The following is a 19,011-nucleotide window of genomic DNA, read 5'->3' on the forward strand; positions in this document are numbered from 1 at the left end:
GCACCTCCTTATGCAAACCGTGTCCGGTTCCGATCTGATTCATGTTGGCGTAACCAGCGCATGAACTTCGCTTCTAAATCTGCTTCTTTTTCTTCATCGATCCGTCTGAGCATCTCTTCATCGACATTGCCTTTGATGTGATAGACAGGCGAGTAGACGAACTGAGCGGAGGTACTCATCGAACCATTCGAGACTGGTGAAGCATCTGACGTGAACAAGCTCCGCAACGGGTTGATGCCTTGTTCCTTTTTCATGCCGAGTCGTGAACCGATCGTCGACAGCAGGTGTGCCGCTCGTCCTCGCTTACTTGGTGACAGCGGGATGATGGCTTCCGGACCAGCTTCACCGACGAGCCCCATGTGTGGGCGATTGATGATGCCACCGTTTTTATACGGTAAGTAAGCACCACCACGCATCATGCTCCGAATACCCGGATGATTCATGATTCCACCATACCGACCATCCATGTAGCGGATTGCGGCAAGAGCGGAATCGAGCGGGTTTCTCCGGTTATTGTGACCCGGGTACTTCCAGCGCTGGAACGTCGAGTTGATGATCTGGAAGAGTCCGACGGACGGATCACCACGCTGGGCGTTGATGTCCCAATCATTGATCGCGTTCGGATTGAATCCAGATTCCTTTTGCGCGATCGTCATCATCGGACCAAGCAAGCTAAGCGGTTTACTCGTCATCATCAACGCTTGTGAGATGGCTTTTCTCGCCATTTCGGCACCTTGCCCGTTGAAGGCTGCACCGAGACTCGATGCAGACATGTCCGGTAGTTTTCCTTTAAGGTACTTCGTTGCATGTTTTTTGATCATCGAGAACGCGCCACTTGCGATAGCACTTAAATTTTTCGGTAAGGTTGGTACACCGACACCGAACACTTCTAATGCTTTCGATAGCAGTTTAGATGGATTCGAAACGTAATCGTAGACATCAAACGCAATGTCCTTCGCTTTTCCAGCCTTGTCCATCGCGTAATCTTTCGCTGTTGTCGCCTTATCCTTGACGTAACTGCCTGCTGTTTTCAACGCATCCGTCACCGTACCGTTTTTGTAGGCAGGTATGTTGTACCGCTCCATCAGCATCCGTGTATCACGGGCATTGATGACTTGCGTACCTTTCGGAAGGTTCATCAACGTGTCGCGTGCTGGACTCATCCCGACAAAGCCACTTGGTGTGCGATACAATTCGGGACCTGCGTTTGTTCCACGTCCATCGCCGAGGATTGCTGGACCACCTGGGTGTCCTTTCGTTCCTCTAGCGTATTGCGGAACGGGCCACTGTTCGAGCGTGATATCGACACCCACTTTTCCGAGTGCCCAGTTCAGACCTTTGATGACGCCATTGACCACTTTTCCGATTCCTTTTAGCAATTTGTTGCCAAGCGATGTAATCCCAGATTGCGCTTTGCTTGCCATGTTTCGGATTCCTTCACCCATTTTCCCAGGTAAAGCACGTGCCCCGGAAACGATGTCATCGAAAATCTTTTTGACACCATTCCACATCGATCTGGCAATCGAAACCGCCGATTCTTTTGCACTGCGGAATCCACTTGCAATTCGCGAACCCATATTGGTCACGAAATTTTGAGCACTCGTCACACCTGATGAAAATGCCGATTTAATAGCGGACCATAAATTTGAGATGATCGTTGTCGCGTTTGATTTCAGATTCCCGAAGATTCTAAGTGCTTTCGAGACAAGACCGGAAGCATATCCGTAGGCTGCATTCGCTCCTGATAAGAAATAAGACTTCACAGAACTCCATAGCTGCATGATTATATTAACTGCATTCGATTTCAAACTACGGAAAATTTGTAACGCTCTCGTCACAAGACTCATTGCATAACCATAAGCCGCACTTGCTCCGGACAAGAAGAAAGATTTCACTGAATTCCAGAGTTGAAGGACGATGCCAACGATACTCGATCGCGCATTCTGGAACCGTATGATCGTCTTGACGAACATTCCCAGCACGAAGTTATACGCTCCAGTCGCACCAGCGGAAAAGAAGGACTTTATTCCAGACCACATGCCGGAAATCTGCGAGACAGCACCCGTCTTCAAACGAACCAAGGCTTGTCCGATTTTTGAACCCCATCCACTGACCAGTAGATAAGCGTCATCAATTCCTCGGGTGAACCACGATTTAATCGAAACCCACAATGCCTTGACGCTTGTGACCATTCCGAGACCCATCGCCTTGACTCCACCAATGATTCGTCCGAGAAACATCAAATTGACGTAGTTCCAGACGAACTGAATCGCTCCGAAGAAGAGTTGCTTGACGCCTTGCCACATTTTCGAAAAATCACCCGTAAACAACCCAGCAAAAATCCGTACAATTCCCATGATCATATTTATCGCGCCCTGGATGACGCCTTGGACGTTTTTCCAGATCGACATCAGAATCGGGACAATTACCGGTGCCAAAAATTGAATGATTTTTGAAATTCCGGAAAACACATTTTGGACCGCTTGAACAATTTGCGCACCGTCCGTCGCCCAGAATGAGATAATTTGCCGAGCAATTCCCATAATGAACGTCCCGATTTGTACAAAAATCGGCTTCAGAACCGTTAAAATCGTACGCACGACGCCAATGATTCCGCCAATGACTGCACCAACTGTTTTAAACACATTCGAAACAGCCGAGACGATCATCGGACCGTTATTCTGCCAAAATGTATACAGCGTCATAAAGGCTTGCGTCGCAACCGACGCAATACTTCGAAACGCGCTCAACGCCTGGGCACCAAGTGCGCGGAAGGTCGGAGCGATATTTTGGAGGACACTTGACACGCGAGACCGCAAGGAATCGAACTGTCCAGTCGAACCAGTGACCATCTCTTGGATGATTTGTGCAAAGCTCTTGATGGCAATCCCTGCGTTCAAAGCTTTACTGATCAATCCGGTGAGCGCGTCGAGTCCGGTCAAGACCGCTGGACCTAATGGCGCGACCTGTTTGATCACACCACCTAAAATACCGCCTAGATTCCCGAGTAGACTCAGGAAAGTCGGTGTATTCTGTTTCGCGTATTCGATGAACGTCTTGAAACCTTCTGATTTCGAGAGACTGGCTGCCCATTGCGAAAAGCCACGTGCCGCTCCGACCATCCCACTTTCGACGGATGCTGTGATCGGTGTGAACGCCTGCAAGAGGCTGAACAAGCCTTTTGTCGTATGACCGATCGTCTTCATCAGCGCTACGAGCGAACCCGCTGCACTATCTGAAATCCAATTGAAGATGCTTTTCATATCCTTCGAACCGAGATCGTTCTGCATATCTTTCAGCAATCCATTCACCGCACCGCTGACGTTGTGAATCGTCGGCTTCATCAACTCGAGTCCTTGCTTGGCAATCGAGAGTGACGTGGCGAATCCTTTAAAGATTGGCTCTTCGAAACTGGTGACGAATCCCTTCCAGTACTTCTTGAAGTTCTGCAGGTTCTTCAGCGCACCTTGTTGCGCCTTACTCATGTCCGCATAGACGGCCGCTAGTTCTTGCTGGGCTTTCTTTCGCTCTTCAGCTGTATCGGCATCCGCGATCTTGTCTTCTGCTTTCTTCACTTCGTCCGCTGCGTCAAACACCTTTCGTAGTGCAGCCGCCGCGACGACACCATATGCCGCTGCTCCAGCTCCCGCTGACGCAAAGGATGCACCGACCGCACCGACACCTGCGACGACGGGCGCTGTCATAGCGGTGACGCCACCAAGCGCGTTCGTGATCGCAGAAACGGCACTGACTGCTTTTAATGTCGTCACAGACATCTTCGCCATCTTGTCACGCGCATCTTCCGTCTTTTCTTCCAGCTTCGAAATCTGTCTCTGCGCAGAACTGAAAGCGGCACGCATCGAGGAATTGACCTGACCCGCTAAATGGAACGCAATCTCATATACCCGTGGACTAGCCATCCTTGCTCACCTCTTTCATGTCTGTCACAAAGTCACTCAACTCGTACAAGCGCAACTTCAAAAAATAATCGACACTCGTATGCGAGGCAGACGAAAGACGGATGCATACTTTACGTACGATCCGTCCAGTCACCTTGATGTAGTGTCGATAGTTCTGTGTTTCAATGATGCCTAGGCGTTCAAAAAAGTGATCACCGTATTCTTGACGATGATCGCTTCTTTTGCTGGGAGCTTGTCGAAAAACTGTGTTGGTTGTTTCAATACGTTCGCCGCAATGGCGAAGGCATATCCCATCGAGAGTTCTGGGATTGGTGACATGTTGCCCCCAGCAGAGTACACACGATCCGCTTCTAGTAGATCCTCTCCTGTCAGGTCTTCGATGCCAGACAAATCGATGGATGCATACGTCTTTCCTTCGAAGTTGTACGGTTTTTTGAAGACGATGACGCCTTCCTTCTTTTCGATTGGCTCCTGTGTTGCATCGACTGGTGTTTCTAACGTAGTAGTATCTTTCATCGCAAATCATTCTCCTCTGTTTGGTTAGTTTTTAGATCAGTTTCTTCATGCCGCCGAGTTGGTCTTCCCCATTGAGCTTGTAGATGAAGTTGATTTTGTCGAGCTCGAGTAAGACTTTACCGTCTAGTTCGACTTTCATGTAGATGACTTCAAGAACGCTCGTCGTTTCCGTCTGGACGTTGACGCCGATCTTCCCTGGATTCAGTCCCTTCGGTTGACCTTTCAGTGTGATTTTTAGACCGCGGAAGGATACGACACCTGATGCAAGGTCATAACTTTGTTGCGCTGCTCGCAGGACAATCGAGCGGTTCTTGTTGCGTTGCAAGTCGAATGATTTATCAAGCAATGCGCGGAACTGCAGTTCGATGGACATCGGACCGAAATGTCCGATGGAGACACTGTCGTACTCCCCGAGAATACCCGCTCCGGAAACAGTCTCCGTGAGCGGTTCAAGGTTTGGTAACGTCACTTCGCCTGTGACGGCGACCAGTTTGTTCGTATCGTCATAGACGTTATAGTTGACAATTTTTTCAGGGATTGGATTACTCATTATTGCCCTCCTCCAAATAATGCGTTAGTCAAGATCGTCGGATCGAACTCTAGGATGTTCGTGATTTGTTCCGCTGGTGAGTATGCTGCGAAACGTTGGATGAAGACGATCTTGCCGTTCAGGATATTCGTGACCGGGTTGAGTTCTTCACGGAACTCCATGACCGCACCCGCGATTTGACCACGTGCGACATAGCCGTTCGCTCGGAGGTTCTCGCTGTCGACGATCGATTCGATAAGACGGAAGTTCGTCGGATCATCGACTTTCTGGAAGTACGTCAAGATGAACGTGTTGCCCCACCAGTTGAACATGCGACGGATCGTGATGAAACGGTCTTTTGGGTCGGTCGTGTTCGGATATGCCGCGGTGTTGTTCCCCCATGTCTTCCAGCCATTCCAGTTCAACGCTGTGACAATCCCACTTCCGTTGAGATGGTTCGCTTCCAACTGATCGAGGTAGACTTCGACGCCATCTTTCCGGACTGCTGCCGTGATTGGGAATCGTTCGTTCGATGGTGATTCGAATGGGACGGAATCGTTCCGCGCATCGACCGATGCAATCGTCGCTGCGTAAACACTCGAGAAATGGAGTTTCCGGTCACCGATCTTGACCATTGGCCAACAAGCAATCGTGTATTCACTCGTATAGCCGTTCGTCTCTTTCCATGCCGATACGTCTTCGTACGACTTGACGGTATCGCTGTTCAAGTCACTGACCGCCATCGCCTTGAACGTACCGTTGATGCTTTTCGCTTTCGCATCGAGGATGATGCCGACCTCCGGGATGTGACTCCAACCCGGTGCAAGGATCAATCCAGGCAACACATTGAACATCGGATAGACCGAGCGAATCAATTCAGCACCCTTATATTTTTTCGTGATGGCGTCATATCCGCCGATAATGTCCGTTTTCGTGACAAGTGACGGATCTAATTTGTCGAAGGTAAGCGTCAAGGCGGCATTCACTGGGACAACCGTACTAAGGAGCGTCAATACTGGTTTACCGTCTTGATTGAAGGCAATGATGTAGTCAACGTTCTTGACCAGCGTCGTCGTGTTCTGTTTGACGACGACCGAACTCAATAGGACGCCATCGACATTGACGACACCTTTCCCCGCGACGAGCGTCAGCGGATGCGACGGGACATTGACTTTATGGACTGCTGGGTCCAAGACGTTAATGAAGACGACAGGTGCGACGGACGCGACTTGGAACGACGCATAGATGGCTTCACATAATGTAAACGCGCTGAAGTTATCGCTGTAGCCGAGCATATCGACTGCGGCACTCCGCGTATACGCTAGGATAGGTTTGTTGACGGCTGCCGTCGGATCCGCTGTCAAGTGGACCGGTGCCGTACCGATGACGACTTGGATACTTGAATCCGCTGTGATCGGTGGCGTAACGGACGTCGGGTTTTCCAGTAGGTTAATTCCGTGTTCGTAAGGCATTATTGTTCACTCCCTGCGTATTCTAAAATGGCTTGCGATAGGACGGCTTCTTTAGAACCTAATTCTTTCGCTGATTGCTCGGATGCCGCCAGTTGGTCGACTGGAATCAACATTCCGCGGATCGCTGGACATTTTGAGATGTGTTCCTCGACGTAAGGTGGTAATCCGTTTTGGAAGACGGCGTATTTTTGAAGGTTCTTCAAACTGGGACCGACATAGATCGACGTGACCACTTGTTGTCGCACTTCCGGTACATCCACTGGTGCGACGTCGACTTGCTCGACATCGACTTGTTTGTCTTTTCGTGTACTCATAAGAGAGATTCCACATCCGTTCTCGTGTGATTTGGTGTTGCAAAGTCTAATTCAAGGACGCCGATGAAATACGGGTCGGTGTCTTCTTCATTGATCCGCCATTTCAGAGGTAATTCCAGTTCATACTTGCCATCGATGATGGGACGTTTGATCAAATCCTCTTCAATGTCGTTCATGATCTGAACGAGATCGATGTACCCGTTGTTGCTCGAGATGCCTGATACCTCGAACGCATCGAACGTTCCGACGATCAGACCGATTTTCGACATCGGTTGAATCTGTTCCGTCTGCCCACTTCCCTCGATCATCTTGACGATGATGAATGGGAACGGCGAATCTTCCTCACTCGTCTTCTCTGGCAAGCGTTGCTTGTGAATGGTGACGGGTGCCGTCTCGCCGCTCGGTGTCGGAAACTGCTTATTCGCGAACAACATCCGTAATCGGTCTTCTAGCGTCGTCTGTAATCCAATCGGAATCATTCTTGTAACCCCCTGCTCAAGATGCGGTCGATTTCGTGATCCAACCGACGATAGAAGGTGTTGCGTCCTTCAATATTGATTTGTCTTCGGTTGACGTCGTTGTCGAGCATCTGCGGCACCGACGGACCGAACAATCGATCAATCGGTAACCGACGGTCCGTTTGCCGCTTGAAGACCTTGATGCCATGGACATCAGCGACGAAAGCGCCTTTCAGTTTCTTGGCACCCGTCTTCTTGACGGCTGCCTTGATTGGTGTTTTTCGGTTCGGTGACACTTTTCTCGGGGATACCTTGAACCGGTCGAGCGGAATCAGATTGCCGCGACTGACGACGATGGCATCGATGTTGGCACGTGTAGCACGTGTTTTCGAAATCGTCTTTTTGATGTCCGTTGCCTTGATGTGATAGCTCTTCCGCGTTTCCTTGCTGATGTTCGTCGCAACATTCGTCATGGCACGGTTCAAAGCGGAAGCGACGACTTGCGGGGCTTTCTTCTCGAACGCGCCCAGTCGCCGTTTCACTTCATCCGTAACGGACTCGTTAACATTGATGGTCGGTCTCATGACATCATCCCTTCGAGCACAATCGTGTATACACCAGCGGACTCTCTCAATTCCATGATGGAATAACTAACATTCTTGATGAGCAACCGCTGTCCTCGGAACGGACGTTTCGTGAACAAGACGCTCGGCGCATAGAAAAGGAGCTCACCACGTGTAAGCCCCTCACCATCTGCTTTGAAGTTGTATTTTTCTAACGCATATTCATCAAACACGACCGGGAGGGTATCGACACCGATGATCACTTCGTCTGCGAATTCCTCCGCGTTGAAGAAGGTACCGAACAAGTCCACTGTGATTTGTTCCTTGAACATACTCATGACGCGACCTTACTCGTCTTCAAGCATTGCAAGGAACGCGTCTGCTTTTCCTTCTTCAATGATTTTCTTGATGGCTGCCTCTTTCGATGTCACTTTTTCTAAGTCGACCTCATGAAGGACTGCATCAGTCTTCAATTCCTTGAGCGTCCAGTTCGCGTCGAGTTCTTTCGCAAGTGCTTCTTCGTCCACCGGAGAGGCAGACGCTTTGCCCGAATCACTTGCACCGTCGTTCGCTTCGGATTCGTTCGGTAGACCGACAACGAACGCAAGTCCACCTGAGACGAGCACTTCCGTCTCCTCTTTCGAGAAACCATCGACGACCGCGTTGACTGGATATCGTTTCCCTTGGAAGCGAACTCCTGTCGTGAATTTGAGTTTCGTCATGCTTACACCACCTTCGCTGAGAACCAAGCATCGATGTCGTTAGGCTTCGGAATCGGGCGACTCGACAAGCGCATCATGACCGCTTCCGCGTTTTCATCTGCCCACATTTTCGGGACGCGTGATCCTTCGTATGTCTTGAACGTCTTGTCTTCGAGTTGCGTGACCGCTCCGTAGACGAACGTACCGAGGTTCGGTGTTCCAAGTAGGACGTGGTCTTGTGGGACGAACGGCTTCATGACGCCGAGTTCATCTTTGTACCACGCATCGTACGTGTACAGGTCGAGACCAAACTCAGCGAGACGACCGATGAACGTCGTACCGTCCGCTTGCACACTTGGTTTCAGTTCCCCGAAGTTCATGTTTCGGATGTCAAGGAGCTTACGCATGTTCTCATCGTTGCGAAGCTTTTGCATCGCCGTACGTCCGAGGACCATCACTGTCGGAGCGACACCCGTCTTCTGGATGAGATCGAGGCGCCATTCTTCGATTTGGGCGTAGATGTCACCACCCGCTCCCCATTGTTCCGCACCGACGAGCTCTTCCTTGTTCGTGAACGAGTAGTCGAGCATCTGTTCGACGAAGCGTTTGTCATCTGAGTCCGTATATCCTTTGAGGATGGCTTTCCCGTAGAAGAGAATTTGTGCAGCCATCCACTCTTCCCGGCGGCTGATCATCTCATCGAATTCTTGCATGTCCTTCGCGACAATCTCAGACTGACGTTGAGCAGGTGTCTTCGTGCTGATGACGTTCTCCCCGTAACCGCGAGACGAGATATCATCAATCGTGACGGGACGTTGTGGTGCGATTCGTGGTGCTTTGTATTTATCCGTCCGGAATCCTTCGCGTTCGATTGTGACTCCCCCGACGCGTGGTGCGACGAAAGGTGCCATCTTCTGTGATCCTTTTTTAACATCGAGCAATACTTCTTCCGTGACGAATGTCTCGACACCTGGAAAGAACGTGTCTTTCAAGAATGAACGCACGGGTGGCATTTGTTCTGCTGCTTTTAGCAACGTGAGCGTTTTGTACAACGGCATGTTGGTTCCTCCTAATTAAAGTTTATCTTTGAGATAAATTCCGACTTCTCGTAAACGTAGTTCATGGTCTTCGACAACGTCATCTGCACCAACGAATAGCGCTTTGCGGTTGAAGCTTCCCGATGAATAGGCGACTTCGACGAGCGTTCCTGTCGTGTTCGTGTCGACATCATTCGCAAGGACGCAATCCGCTTTGTTCGATCCGTCCACCGCGTCTTTATCGACTGGTACTGCTTTCCCTGTCGCCGTGACAATACCGAGTACTGTCCCACGCAACAAAACACCTTGATTCAACTTGAGTTCGACACCCTTGGTTGCTAACGGATGTGTCGTGTCATAGATCAACTCATCCGAGTTCGATTGATCGACCGTTTCGATTAATTGTTTCATGCTCGTTTCCCTCCTCCGAATGCTGCGACGAGATCATTAACCTGCTCGTCTTCTCTCGATGCGTGTTGGTTCGATGCATCGCCACCTGGTACTTTGTCCATGTCTGATGCATCCGCCTTCACGTTCTCCAAGAAATGGTCTTTCGATTGTTGCGCATTGAGTGACGCACTGTTCAAAATCTTCATTGCTGTGTCGCCTGCTGTCGCATTCGATACGAACTTCGCGTCATGAATGATTTCGTTGAAGGCTTCCGCTGAGATGTCCTGTGGTTTCTTCAAACTATCGATGGCTTCGATACGTTTGCCTTCTGCTGTGACACCTTCTGCTCGTCCAAGTGCGATGACTTGTTCATATAGTGCTGGGTGTTCATTTTTCAACTCTTCTAATTCCATGTTTGAATTGCCCTCCTTCTGATTCGACGGTGTCGTCGATGCTACTGGTTTACTAGTCTGTGCATCCGGTCGGAACCGGGTATCATTCCGGATTTTGTCGATGAATGCTTGTGGCAGTGTGATCGAGTCCGTCGAAGCGACGGCTTGAATCGGACTATCGAACAACACTTCATCAACGAGACCGTTCTTCAACGCCTGTTCTGCCGTGAACCATGTCTCTTCGTCCATCAATGCTAGTAGTTCCTCGTCCGTCTTTCCTGACTTCAGTCGGTATGCTGCCGCAATCGTCTTGTTCGTATTCTTCAGGAATTCTGCCGTGTGCTGCATGTCACGATGGTCGCCCATTTGAATCGTCGAGGCGTTGTGAATCATCATCTGCGCCGTCGGAGTGATTCGAACGACCTTACCGGCCATCGCAATGACAGATGCCGCACTAGCTGCTAGACCAACAATCGTGACCGTGACGTCTCCTGCATAACTTTTAAGAGCATGGTAGATTTCTGATGCATCAAAGACAGAACCGCCACCACTATTGATTTCGATATCGAGGGGTTCACCCTTCGCTTGCTCAATCAAATCGGCTACCCGTTTCGGGCTCGTCGCTTCCATCTCGAAGTAGTCGTAAATCCATTGACTCGACGTCGGAATGATTGGTCCTTTGATATTAATTTTCATCTTCTTCACCTCCCTTCTCGTCCTCTGTCACTACCAGTTGCCCACTGGCGTCCGTCACCAGATTACCTTCGCGGCGTAAGCGTTCTTCTGCGACCCGCAGTTCATGATTCCGGAACCAATCGCCACCACCTAATGCGACCGTTTCTTGTGTCCGTGTCGTGAAACCGTTGTTGACGCGCTTCTCAGCTGCGTTTACTTCTTTCAACGGATCGAGTTGTCCCTGTGAAGGACCATTCCATTCCGCTTGGGCATAGGCTTTACGAATCAGTGGATCCGTGAAGAAGCCGGGAGCCTCTATGCGCCCTTTAGCGACCGCTTCAGCTAAGAACTCTTCGTAGATCGGCTGACAGAAGGAATCTGCCATCCATTGCCGGCGCATCTTAAACATCTTCCACGCTTCAAGCAATGCGCCACGAGAGGCTGAATAGGACGACGTAAAGTTCTTCATCAGGACTTCATACGGGATTTCGAGTGCAGCCCCGATTTGCCGGCACATCGCCGTAACAAACCCGTCAAAGTTAGCATTCGGTCGTCCCGGACTTGCTTCTTGTACCTTTTCGCCTTCTGCTAGAAAGTTCACCGTACCGGTCCCGAGTTCGATTTGTGTATCTTCGCCTCCAGCAAGCTCATCTTCAGGTGCAATGCTTCCGAAATCATCGGTGTCACTATCTCCATCCGTCGTGATGAAAACAGAGTAGAAGGCGTTAATAACGGCAGCCATCAATTCAGCATCACTGTACCGTGCGAGTTGCTTCATCGTCTCGATGACAGGTGCTAAGACAGGTACGCCGCGTCGTTGTTCCGGTCGTTCCAGCTCAATCAGGTGCAAGACATTCGCACGTCCGGTCTTCTTGCCGAACTTCTCGATGCGTGTCCACTTGTTGATGTCACCTGCAATCGAATTCGGATGTCGATCCGCGATGTGATAGGCAACGACTTCACCTGTCAGATTGATTTCAACCCCATTGACGACTTTCGTGTCGAACATGGAGATGAACTGATTCGGATCACTGACCCGGTCCGCTTCAATCAACTGGATGCGCAAGTCATACGGCATGTTCTTTCGTGGAATCAAGGGCAGCAAGCAGAACGTATCGCCACTCATCATCCAAGAGAGAAAGGCGAGTTGCTGCAGTTGATAAAAGTTACTCATGCGTTGTGAATCACAGTGGATCGAGTCTGCCCAAAGCGAAAACTCGCGTTCGACCTTCGTTTCCCATTGATCCGCTTGTTCTCGCGTCATCCCGAGCAAATCGGAATCAATCTGTGCATTCAACTTCAGTCCAGATCCGATGACGTTCGTCCGTAACGTCTTCAGCGCACCTGTTGCTAACGGCGCTCCCATGTATAAATCGCGTGACCGTTCCCGTAAGGTGGGAATGTTACGTTCAATGTCTTCGAGTGCCGATCCGCTATTCGTCAACCAGCCAATCATGCTGTTCTTCTTCCCGCTAGCACCGTGATTCCCATATCCCTCGTTCAGGATGACTTGCTTCTTTCGTGCCAACGTTCGTTCCAGTCCAGCGCGTGGATTGAAATAACTGATCACATTGTCAATTAGGTTCACCTAACATTCCCTCCTTTCATAAGTCACGTGGGATAATCCGCTTCGCACGTCGTCGTCTGACGCCTTGCATCGAGCCGACACGCTTTTCCCAATACGCGATTTGCCCTCGGATTTCTTTCAGGTTCGCCCGTGTCAACGAACGAGATCCAATCGTGTAGCTCTGTCCGGTTGAGACCGCTAATTCTGCTTTATACCACGCGTCCAGATGTAACCGGGCTCGTTCTAATGGCATCAATTCCTCCACATCACGTCACTCCTCTCGTCGACTTCCGTCGTTTTTTCTTCCGTTTGACCGTCCCGACGGCATATTCTTTCTCCAAGTTCGGGTTCAGGATCTCTAATGCCGCAATATTGTAGACACGAACGTCGAGTGGTTCGTTTCGGTTTCTGACCTTACGCCATACCTTGTATGGAATCCCTTTTTCGTACCGCGTCTCGAGGCGTTCTGCCGTGAGTCCTTTGAAGTATTCCGTTCCATATCCACGTCCTTCTGGGAAGTGACAATAGTTCGGTCCTGCTTCTTCGAGTTGTAGATTGGACATGATCCGCGCCTTGCCGTCATCAACACCAAGACTGACGAGTAGGGCTTTCGCCACCTTCGTCCGGGAATAACCTGCGACGAGTGGTGTGTAATCCCCCGGCTTCGCTGATTTTCCTTTGATGGCATAGATCCGACGGGTTTCACGAGCTTTCGTGAAGCGATAGACCTCTTGCGTGAAGTGACCACCGGAGTCCATGCAGGTACAGCTAATCCCGAATCGACGTCCGTCTTGCTTCGACCACGTTCGTGAGAGGTATTCGTCGAGATCGTTCCAAATCTGCGGCTGGTTCAAGTCACCATATATGACTTGGTACTCGATGCCCCATGATTCTTTGCCACGTCCCCAACCGACGACTTCGATCTCGAACCGGTCATCCTGCGTATCGACGGCTGCCGTCAAGATGCTGACGCCCTCCGGTACTTCCGCAACGTATCGTTCACGTCGTCCATCCAGTCCATCCGCGTCCACTTCTTCGCCCTCTTCTTCCCATGTCTCACCGAGTGAGGTGTTGACCCATACTTTCATCGCTTCCTGTCCTTTTTTCTTCGCTTCAAGGAATTCAGCGATGATTTCTTGCCATTTCTTCCACGGGGAAACGAGCTCGTTCAAATGAAAACCCCGGCTACGTGCGCCGGGGTTCTCTTGCACCCATTTACCGGGTTGCGATTTCCATTCATATTCATTGTGGACCGCTCCGCAATGTTCGCACGCAGCCGAATGTGAATCGAAGATGATCTGTGCCCATTTCAACGGTTGGAACTCTCCGCAAGATGGACACGCTAGATTCCATCGTTCTTTCGTACTCAGTTCGTACTCGACCTCGATTCGTGAACTCCCTTTGTTAGTCGGCGTCGATACGAAAATCTTTTTCCGGTTGTAGAAGTTGTTCGTCCGTTTCTCTGCTAGCGATAACGGGTCACCTTCTGTCCCTGCTGAGACAGGGAACCGGTCAATCTCATCGGCTAATAGGATTCGAATCGGACGAGACGCCAGTCCACTTGGTGCATTGGCTCCGACCATCGCGACGTAGCCACCCGGAAACGATTTCTGCAACGTGGTGTTTCCACTGTCACGACTCTTTGCGTCCGAGACTTTATTTTTGATGGCTGGCGTATCCCGAATCATCGGCGCCAGTCGTTCTTTCGAGAAACTTTGTGCGAGTGCGACCGTCGGCTGCATGATCATGATCGGTGCCGGATCGAAGTCGATATGGTAGCCGAGTGTATTCAGGATCAATTCTGTTTTTCCGACCTGCGCACTCGACATGATGACGATCTTCTCAAGTTCCGGATCATTGACGGCATCCATGATGGCACGTTGATACGGTGCCCGATCCGTCCGCCATTGTCCGGGTTCTGCCGAGGATTCCGATGACAGCTTGCGATAGGCGTCCGCCCATTCAGAAACGGTAAGGTCCGGTGGAGGCGGTAGCGTGCCACGTATGATGTCACGAAACAACGCTTCCGTATTCTTACTTCTTCGTTTGGCGGCCACGAGGCACCGACTCTCCATCCGATTCAATGTCTTCTATCTTCGATTCGGTCTCCTCGTCATCATCGAGGAGCAATTTATCCTTACTCATATCGTAAAATGCCACCGGATCATATTCCGTCAGTTCCTCGAGTGCTTCGAATGCTGCATTCTTCAAAATCGCTTTGATTGGCGGAATTTCCGTCTTTCCGACCAATTGCGGTGCGAATTTAGACGGAATCGACAAGATTCTTGCCCGAAATGCTCCGATCATGTCGTTCATGACCCGTTTTACATCCTCCGAACGGTGCAAATCACCGCGCATGATCTGTAATTCAAGCTCCGTTTTCTGTCGTCTCGCTCGTGTCCACAACGCTTCTTCAGTCGTTTTATCGAGTTCACCGTCTTCCTGTTCCCTTGAAACACGAAAATCAATGTACGATTTGATGGAAGCTTTCAAGTCAAAATTGCCATGCGAAACGCGAACGAGGACACCCTCTTTCGCTAATTGCTGAATTCGACGCGTCGATACGTCGAGAATTTCGCTTATTTGCGCTGTCGTGACGACAGACGCCTGATTGTCTGATTCCTTACGCACCAACGGTTCACCCACTCTCTATAAATTATTTCCCAAGATTTCAAATGCGAAAGCGAAACGACCTTTTTCAGAATGAAACTAGCGCGTTTTCGGGCTCGTATGCACCCGTAAGCCTTTTTATACCGTCGGAGGACCCAAAGCACCCCCTTACTGGCTAAACGTGACGTTTCTTTCTGTCTATATGCTCCAAAGCAATCATGAAAGCGGTCCACGTCCGTCACGATCGCTTTGCAACATACAAAAAGACGCCCTAAGGCGTCTTCCCAGAGGTTGGAATGCATGATGCAGGGAGAGTCCCCTGCTAGAGGCGCATGATACTGATCCGTGTATGATGGTTCGGCCGCCAGACCTGATTGAATGTGTTTAATCCATCATGCGCCATTAGCAAGGGACTAACCGGTCACGACTTGAGCGTCGAACGTGCTCGCTTCATCATGCGTCGGTCTTGATGTGCTCGATCTCTCTTCTTCATCGCGATGAGCGTCGCATGTGGATGCATCATGCGTGACTTCTTCCATGTCTGCTCCCACTTCGCATCGACGGTGCGTCGCATGGATGATGTCTTCATCACTTGCGCTCGCTTGCGTAACCCTTCTAAGATCCAGTGAAGCACTCGCTTGATACGTCCCCACGCTTCCTTGAATGCTTCGGCGAAACGTTTGAATACATTATTGATATCTCTTTGTTCCTGCATATCGCTCACCTCCTGTTGGGTTGGTACACATAACTATCCGAGCGAGCATGTAGCAAACGAGTGGGACTGGGGTAAGACTACAGGTATGCTACACGGATGAGACAGGGACCTCTTCTCGCCAGGATAATTACGGGTACCAAAAAACGCCCTGTCCGTTTCAGGGCGTTTCGTTCAATCATTTATGGTAGTAGCTCTATCGTAGAACAACGCAACCTCAGTCACGCCCGCTTCATTCCACGTACTTAGCATAGCACCAATCCGTCAAGGAATCGTATCAACACTGTATCAAAAGAGTATTAAAAGTGTATCAACAAATTAAAGTATGTATTCACGAATGCTTTTCTAAATAAGCCTTTCCTCTATGCCCAATTGTGACGTCACGTGTATAAGTTTGATATAGAGTAGTCCTTCCACTAGGAGTTGCTTTATTACTTCCGCCTTTGATATACCTTTTGTTCTCAGCCTTTTTAAAAACTTCATACATAAAGAGCGATGAAAAACTTAGTTCGTGCGACAGTACATCTTGCTTCGGTTGGTATTCAGACGTTTTTATAATAGGAATCGTTTATTGTTTAGGAAAATAAAAAGAGCACCCTGCAGGGTGCTCTTTATTAAAACAAAGTAAAACGTATTGCACGGTCAATACTATCCGGAAGAATCGTTTCTTCATCGACTACCTCACCTTGATTGTCGAGCTCGTAGAACCTAGCTCCACTGTATGTTGGCTCAATTGACGCAATAGGTATTACTCTAGTTCCACGGGAACTATCAACGCTTCTAAATGCAATGATTCCGCCCCCCTCATTAAAATGAACTTGGAATCCTTTTTCTTGACCGTTCACTAATGGAAGTAAATATTCCACGGTCTCATTATTGATTTCCCGCAATATGAGCGTACCCGAATCATTTGAGAGGTCCTGTAAATCCTCTCGTAATTCTTCAAGCTCTTCTCGTACATACTTGCTTAAGCTATCAAATGACGTAGTAGATTTCAAAAATATATTCATCTCGATATTTTGAGCTACTGTTTTTCTCCATTCCTTATCCATTTAAATCAACTCCATTTTTCAAGATCGGCTAGACCGTCCTAAATATTGTATCACCACACCCTTATTTTCCCTAATAACATGTTATCTTAAAAACAATATACAATCATTTCGAGATTCTCTTAAAGACTATCATTTGTTTGTTTTTCAATTCTTGTCTACCTCCCAGCAGACTTTGAATTGCTTGTGTTTCATATGTCTCGCTCCTCTTTATGTACAAATACCCGGATAAGAACGACAGCTGCAGGCATCTTGGGGACCGCAAGGAACTGTCATTATAATAATCGAGGAGGTCTTCAACTCACCCGGATACTTCTGCATACAAAAAAACGCCCTGTTCGTTACAAGGCGCCTGCATTATGAGTAATGCTTATGTCCTGTAGAACAATGCAACCGTCGTCGCACCCGCTTCGTCTACATGGAAAGAACATCACTTATTTAGCGTTTTTTGTATCAATATTGTATCAAAAGAGTATCAGAAAAAATAAAAATCATTTATTAGTAAATTTATTGTATCCAATAATCATAAATTTATGTATAAAGTTTACAATTATTAAAATTGCTGAAGGTATTAAACAAAGCATAGATATTTGAATCATTATGGAAAAATTACCCCAGTTCACGCCATCATCAGTTACTCCATTTGCAAGAAGATTTCTAAATTCAAAATACTTATCAATAACCGCAAATGAAGTTACCGTAACAACTAATAAAATACTAAAAAAGACAGTTGGATGTTTGGCGGCAAATGAACAAGTACAATTTTTATCATTCTCGCTACAGGAACAGCTTCTTATTGGGAGATTTGACATTCTCGATAAACCACTGAAAAGTAGAGAAAGGATTAATATTAACGATATGAACACAAACGAACCATGAATTAAAGCTACATCTAACGGGGTTTTGTTAAGTCCCTTAAAAACTTCTGCTAACAACTGCAAACCTCCAAATGCAGCAAAGATTATAGTTGTAAACATACCTAAAACAGCGACAAAATCTCTTTGATTATCTTTTTGTTTTTTTTCAATAGCATCTTGTTTTTCTTGTAACTTTGTCTGACTTTCATCAAGTAATCTTTGTTTTTCAATTAGCTCATCGGATTTTTGTTCAAATACTCTCATCAAATCCTTACTATGTCTTACAATGGGTTTCACACCTTCCATAACCTGGTTTGAAATGCCATTCATCATTATTCTTTGGATTGAAACCAAATCAAAATGCATTCTAATTTCCTCTAAAATTAGCAATGCATTTTGTATTTTTTTAATTGTTATATCATCTAGCTCAATATTATCTCTAGCAATTAAGTCATCCTTGCAAGCTTTTAATATTGCGGAAATATCCGCTTCGAATGATGGATCTTTTGTAGATATAAAATTAGTAGTAGCAATAGCCAACATAGGCTTACTTAAATCAATAGGAGCTTCTAATAGTTGATGGATGATATTTTCTGATTCTGCATCTCTATCAACTCCATCAACTGCTTGAGCAGCTTTTTCAATAAATCCTAGTAGTTCATCAATATAGTGGGCCATTAGTTTGTACCTTTGAAAAACAAGTCAGGATTACTTTTCATTTCTTGAAAAATTTCATTATAGTCATAAGGAATATTTTGTTCACCATTTTTTATTTTATCTGAGTCAACCTTCCAACAATTGTGTTCATGAGTAAGATCAACTAAATCAAATCTTTCTGCATCAGTAAATTCATCAATCCATTCGTCCAATAACTCACTAGATATACCTTTATTCTCAGTTAATTCTCTAACAAAATCTTCTTTTTCCCAATAGAAAAATTGAGATGTTGGTAACATTGAAATATCCATCGCTCCGAACAGCTTGTACTCATGGTATACCTCAGGTGATACCGGACCATATTTCCACTTCTGAAGTTGATCATCGAATAAAGGAACCGATTCATCTTTTTCCTGCATAAACTTAGCATTTACCAAGTATATGATTTTTTGCAGTGAAATCGTATTCGTTAAATTCCCGTTTTCGATTTGTTTTGTGACAATGTAATTAGCAACATCAATTGAATTCATGCATGTTACCCCCTCTTACTTCCCTCTAATCTCGAAATATCCCTCGTAGTTAATAATATACT

General features: G+C 47.8%; 20 protein-coding genes. All 20 read right to left on the bottom strand.

Going from position 1 to position 19,011, the window contains the following annotated elements:
- Positions 1 to 8: 8 nt before the first annotated feature.
- The 20 genes from K6T22_RS09920 to K6T22_RS10015 all read right to left on the bottom strand — a co-directional run bounded on the left by K6T22_RS09920 (position 9) and on the right by K6T22_RS10015 (position 18,949).
- A complete protein-coding gene (locus tag K6T22_RS09920; protein ID WP_238236818.1) occupies positions 9 to 3,920 on the bottom strand; it encodes a transglycosylase SLT domain-containing protein in 3,912 nt (1,303 codons plus the stop codon).
- Between the two features lie 171 nt (positions 3,921 to 4,091).
- A complete protein-coding gene (locus K6T22_RS09925) occupies positions 4,092 to 4,436 on the bottom strand; it encodes a phage tail assembly protein (RefSeq protein WP_238236824.1) in 345 nt (114 codons plus the stop codon).
- Between the two features lie 31 nt (positions 4,437 to 4,467).
- Entirely contained in the window at positions 4,468 to 4,986 is a 519-nt protein-coding gene (locus K6T22_RS09930) for a phage major tail tube protein (RefSeq protein ID WP_238236826.1), read from the bottom strand.
- On the bottom strand, positions 4,986 to 6,437 hold the full coding sequence (locus tag K6T22_RS09935) for a phage tail sheath family protein (protein WP_238236828.1): 1,452 nt from the start codon (positions 6,435 to 6,437) through the stop codon (positions 4,986 to 4,988). Before K6T22_RS09935 ends, K6T22_RS09930 begins: the two co-directional genes overlap by 1 nt.
- Positions 6,437 to 6,751, bottom strand: a complete 315-nt coding sequence (locus K6T22_RS09940; RefSeq protein ID WP_238236830.1) for a hypothetical protein — start codon at positions 6,749 to 6,751, stop codon at positions 6,437 to 6,439. Before K6T22_RS09940 ends, K6T22_RS09935 begins: the two co-directional genes overlap by 1 nt.
- Complete coding sequence (locus tag K6T22_RS09945) at positions 6,748 to 7,230, bottom strand: hypothetical protein (RefSeq protein WP_238236836.1); 483 nt, start codon at positions 7,228 to 7,230, stop codon at positions 6,748 to 6,750. Before K6T22_RS09945 ends, K6T22_RS09940 begins: the two co-directional genes overlap by 4 nt.
- Positions 7,227 to 7,793 (bottom strand): phage tail protein, encoded by a 567-nt coding sequence (locus K6T22_RS09950; RefSeq protein ID WP_214855700.1) that lies wholly within the window; start codon positions 7,791 to 7,793, stop codon positions 7,227 to 7,229. Before K6T22_RS09950 ends, K6T22_RS09945 begins: the two co-directional genes overlap by 4 nt.
- Positions 7,790 to 8,110: a hypothetical protein gene (locus K6T22_RS09955; RefSeq protein ID WP_238236837.1), complete on the bottom strand. Its 321-nt coding sequence runs from the start codon at positions 8,108 to 8,110 to the stop codon at positions 7,790 to 7,792. The genes K6T22_RS09950 and K6T22_RS09955 overlap by 4 nt, the downstream gene beginning before the upstream one ends.
- Positions 8,111 to 8,119: 9 nt before the next feature.
- Positions 8,120 to 8,494 (bottom strand): hypothetical protein, encoded by a 375-nt coding sequence (locus K6T22_RS09960; RefSeq protein ID WP_238236838.1) that lies wholly within the window; start codon positions 8,492 to 8,494, stop codon positions 8,120 to 8,122.
- A 2-nt stretch (positions 8,495 to 8,496) separates the two neighbouring features.
- A complete protein-coding gene (locus K6T22_RS09965; protein WP_214855691.1) occupies positions 8,497 to 9,531 on the bottom strand; it encodes a major capsid protein in 1,035 nt (344 codons plus the stop codon).
- A gap of 15 nt (positions 9,532 to 9,546) precedes the next feature.
- On the bottom strand, positions 9,547 to 9,921 hold the full coding sequence (locus K6T22_RS09970; RefSeq protein ID WP_238236839.1) for a head decoration protein: 375 nt from the start codon (positions 9,919 to 9,921) through the stop codon (positions 9,547 to 9,549).
- Positions 9,918 to 10,988 (bottom strand): head maturation protease, ClpP-related, encoded by a 1,071-nt coding sequence (locus tag K6T22_RS09975; RefSeq protein WP_238236841.1) that lies wholly within the window; start codon positions 10,986 to 10,988, stop codon positions 9,918 to 9,920. Before K6T22_RS09975 ends, K6T22_RS09970 begins: the two co-directional genes overlap by 4 nt.
- Positions 10,978 to 12,555, bottom strand: a complete 1,578-nt coding sequence (locus K6T22_RS09980) for a phage portal protein (protein ID WP_238236843.1) — start codon at positions 12,553 to 12,555, stop codon at positions 10,978 to 10,980. Before K6T22_RS09980 ends, K6T22_RS09975 begins: the two co-directional genes overlap by 11 nt.
- A gap of 16 nt (positions 12,556 to 12,571) precedes the next feature.
- Positions 12,572 to 12,787: a DUF6148 family protein gene (locus K6T22_RS09985; protein WP_238236844.1), complete on the bottom strand. Its 216-nt coding sequence runs from the start codon at positions 12,785 to 12,787 to the stop codon at positions 12,572 to 12,574.
- A gap of 13 nt (positions 12,788 to 12,800) precedes the next feature.
- A complete protein-coding gene (locus K6T22_RS09990) occupies positions 12,801 to 14,591 on the bottom strand; it encodes a phage terminase large subunit family protein (protein WP_238236847.1) in 1,791 nt (596 codons plus the stop codon).
- Positions 14,569 to 15,165 (bottom strand): hypothetical protein, encoded by a 597-nt coding sequence (locus tag K6T22_RS09995; protein ID WP_238236848.1) that lies wholly within the window; start codon positions 15,163 to 15,165, stop codon positions 14,569 to 14,571. The genes K6T22_RS09990 and K6T22_RS09995 overlap by 23 nt, the downstream gene beginning before the upstream one ends.
- 400 nt (positions 15,166 to 15,565) lie before the next feature.
- On the bottom strand, positions 15,566 to 15,859 hold the full coding sequence (locus tag K6T22_RS10000) for a hypothetical protein (protein WP_238236850.1): 294 nt from the start codon (positions 15,857 to 15,859) through the stop codon (positions 15,566 to 15,568).
- Positions 15,860 to 16,470: 611 nt separating this feature from the next.
- Positions 16,471 to 16,908: a hypothetical protein gene (locus tag K6T22_RS10005; RefSeq protein ID WP_238236859.1), complete on the bottom strand. Its 438-nt coding sequence runs from the start codon at positions 16,906 to 16,908 to the stop codon at positions 16,471 to 16,473.
- 488 nt (positions 16,909 to 17,396) lie between these two features.
- Complete coding sequence (locus tag K6T22_RS10010) at positions 17,397 to 18,440, bottom strand: hypothetical protein (protein WP_238236861.1); 1,044 nt, start codon at positions 18,438 to 18,440, stop codon at positions 17,397 to 17,399.
- Positions 18,440 to 18,949 (bottom strand): Panacea domain-containing protein, encoded by a 510-nt coding sequence (locus tag K6T22_RS10015; RefSeq protein WP_238236863.1) that lies wholly within the window; start codon positions 18,947 to 18,949, stop codon positions 18,440 to 18,442. The genes K6T22_RS10010 and K6T22_RS10015 overlap by 1 nt, the downstream gene beginning before the upstream one ends.
- Positions 18,950 to 19,011 lie beyond the last annotated feature (62 nt).

It is taken from the genome of Exiguobacterium acetylicum (genome assembly GCF_022170825.1).
Classification (GTDB): Bacteria; Bacillota; Bacilli; order Exiguobacteriales; family Exiguobacteriaceae; genus Exiguobacterium_A; species Exiguobacterium_A acetylicum_B.

Coding starts and splice junctions, on each gene's coding strand:
- K6T22_RS09920 (WP_238236818.1), bottom strand. CDS start 3,920: ATGGCTAGTCCACGGGTATATGAGATTGCGTTCCATTTAGCGGGTCAG.
- K6T22_RS09925 (WP_238236824.1), bottom strand. CDS start 4,436: ATGAAAGATACTACTACGTTAGAAACACCAGTCGATGCAACACAGGAG.
- K6T22_RS09930 (WP_238236826.1), bottom strand. CDS start 4,986: ATGAGTAATCCAATCCCTGAAAAAATTGTCAACTATAACGTCTATGAC.
- K6T22_RS09935 (WP_238236828.1), bottom strand. CDS start 6,437: ATGCCTTACGAACACGGAATTAACCTACTGGAAAACCCGACGTCCGTT.
- K6T22_RS09940 (WP_238236830.1), bottom strand. CDS start 6,751: ATGAGTACACGAAAAGACAAACAAGTCGATGTCGAGCAAGTCGACGTC.
- K6T22_RS09945 (WP_238236836.1), bottom strand. CDS start 7,230: ATGATTCCGATTGGATTACAGACGACGCTAGAAGACCGATTACGGATG.
- K6T22_RS09950 (WP_214855700.1), bottom strand. CDS start 7,793: ATGAGACCGACCATCAATGTTAACGAGTCCGTTACGGATGAAGTGAAA.
- K6T22_RS09955 (WP_238236837.1), bottom strand. CDS start 8,110: ATGAGTATGTTCAAGGAACAAATCACAGTGGACTTGTTCGGTACCTTC.
- K6T22_RS09960 (WP_238236838.1), bottom strand. CDS start 8,494: ATGACGAAACTCAAATTCACGACAGGAGTTCGCTTCCAAGGGAAACGA.
- K6T22_RS09965 (WP_214855691.1), bottom strand. CDS start 9,531: ATGCCGTTGTACAAAACGCTCACGTTGCTAAAAGCAGCAGAACAAATG.
- K6T22_RS09970 (WP_238236839.1), bottom strand. CDS start 9,921: ATGAAACAATTAATCGAAACGGTCGATCAATCGAACTCGGATGAGTTG.
- K6T22_RS09975 (WP_238236841.1), bottom strand. CDS start 10,988: ATGAAAATTAATATCAAAGGACCAATCATTCCGACGTCGAGTCAATGG.
- K6T22_RS09985 (WP_238236844.1), bottom strand. CDS start 12,787: ATGCCATTAGAACGAGCCCGGTTACATCTGGACGCGTGGTATAAAGCA.
- K6T22_RS10000 (WP_238236850.1), bottom strand. CDS start 15,859: ATGCAGGAACAAAGAGATATCAATAATGTATTCAAACGTTTCGCCGAA.
- K6T22_RS10005 (WP_238236859.1), bottom strand. CDS start 16,908: ATGGATAAGGAATGGAGAAAAACAGTAGCTCAAAATATCGAGATGAAT.
- K6T22_RS10010 (WP_238236861.1), bottom strand. CDS start 18,440: ATGGCCCACTATATTGATGAACTACTAGGATTTATTGAAAAAGCTGCT.
- K6T22_RS10015 (WP_238236863.1), bottom strand. CDS start 18,949: ATGAATTCAATTGATGTTGCTAATTACATTGTCACAAAACAAATCGAA.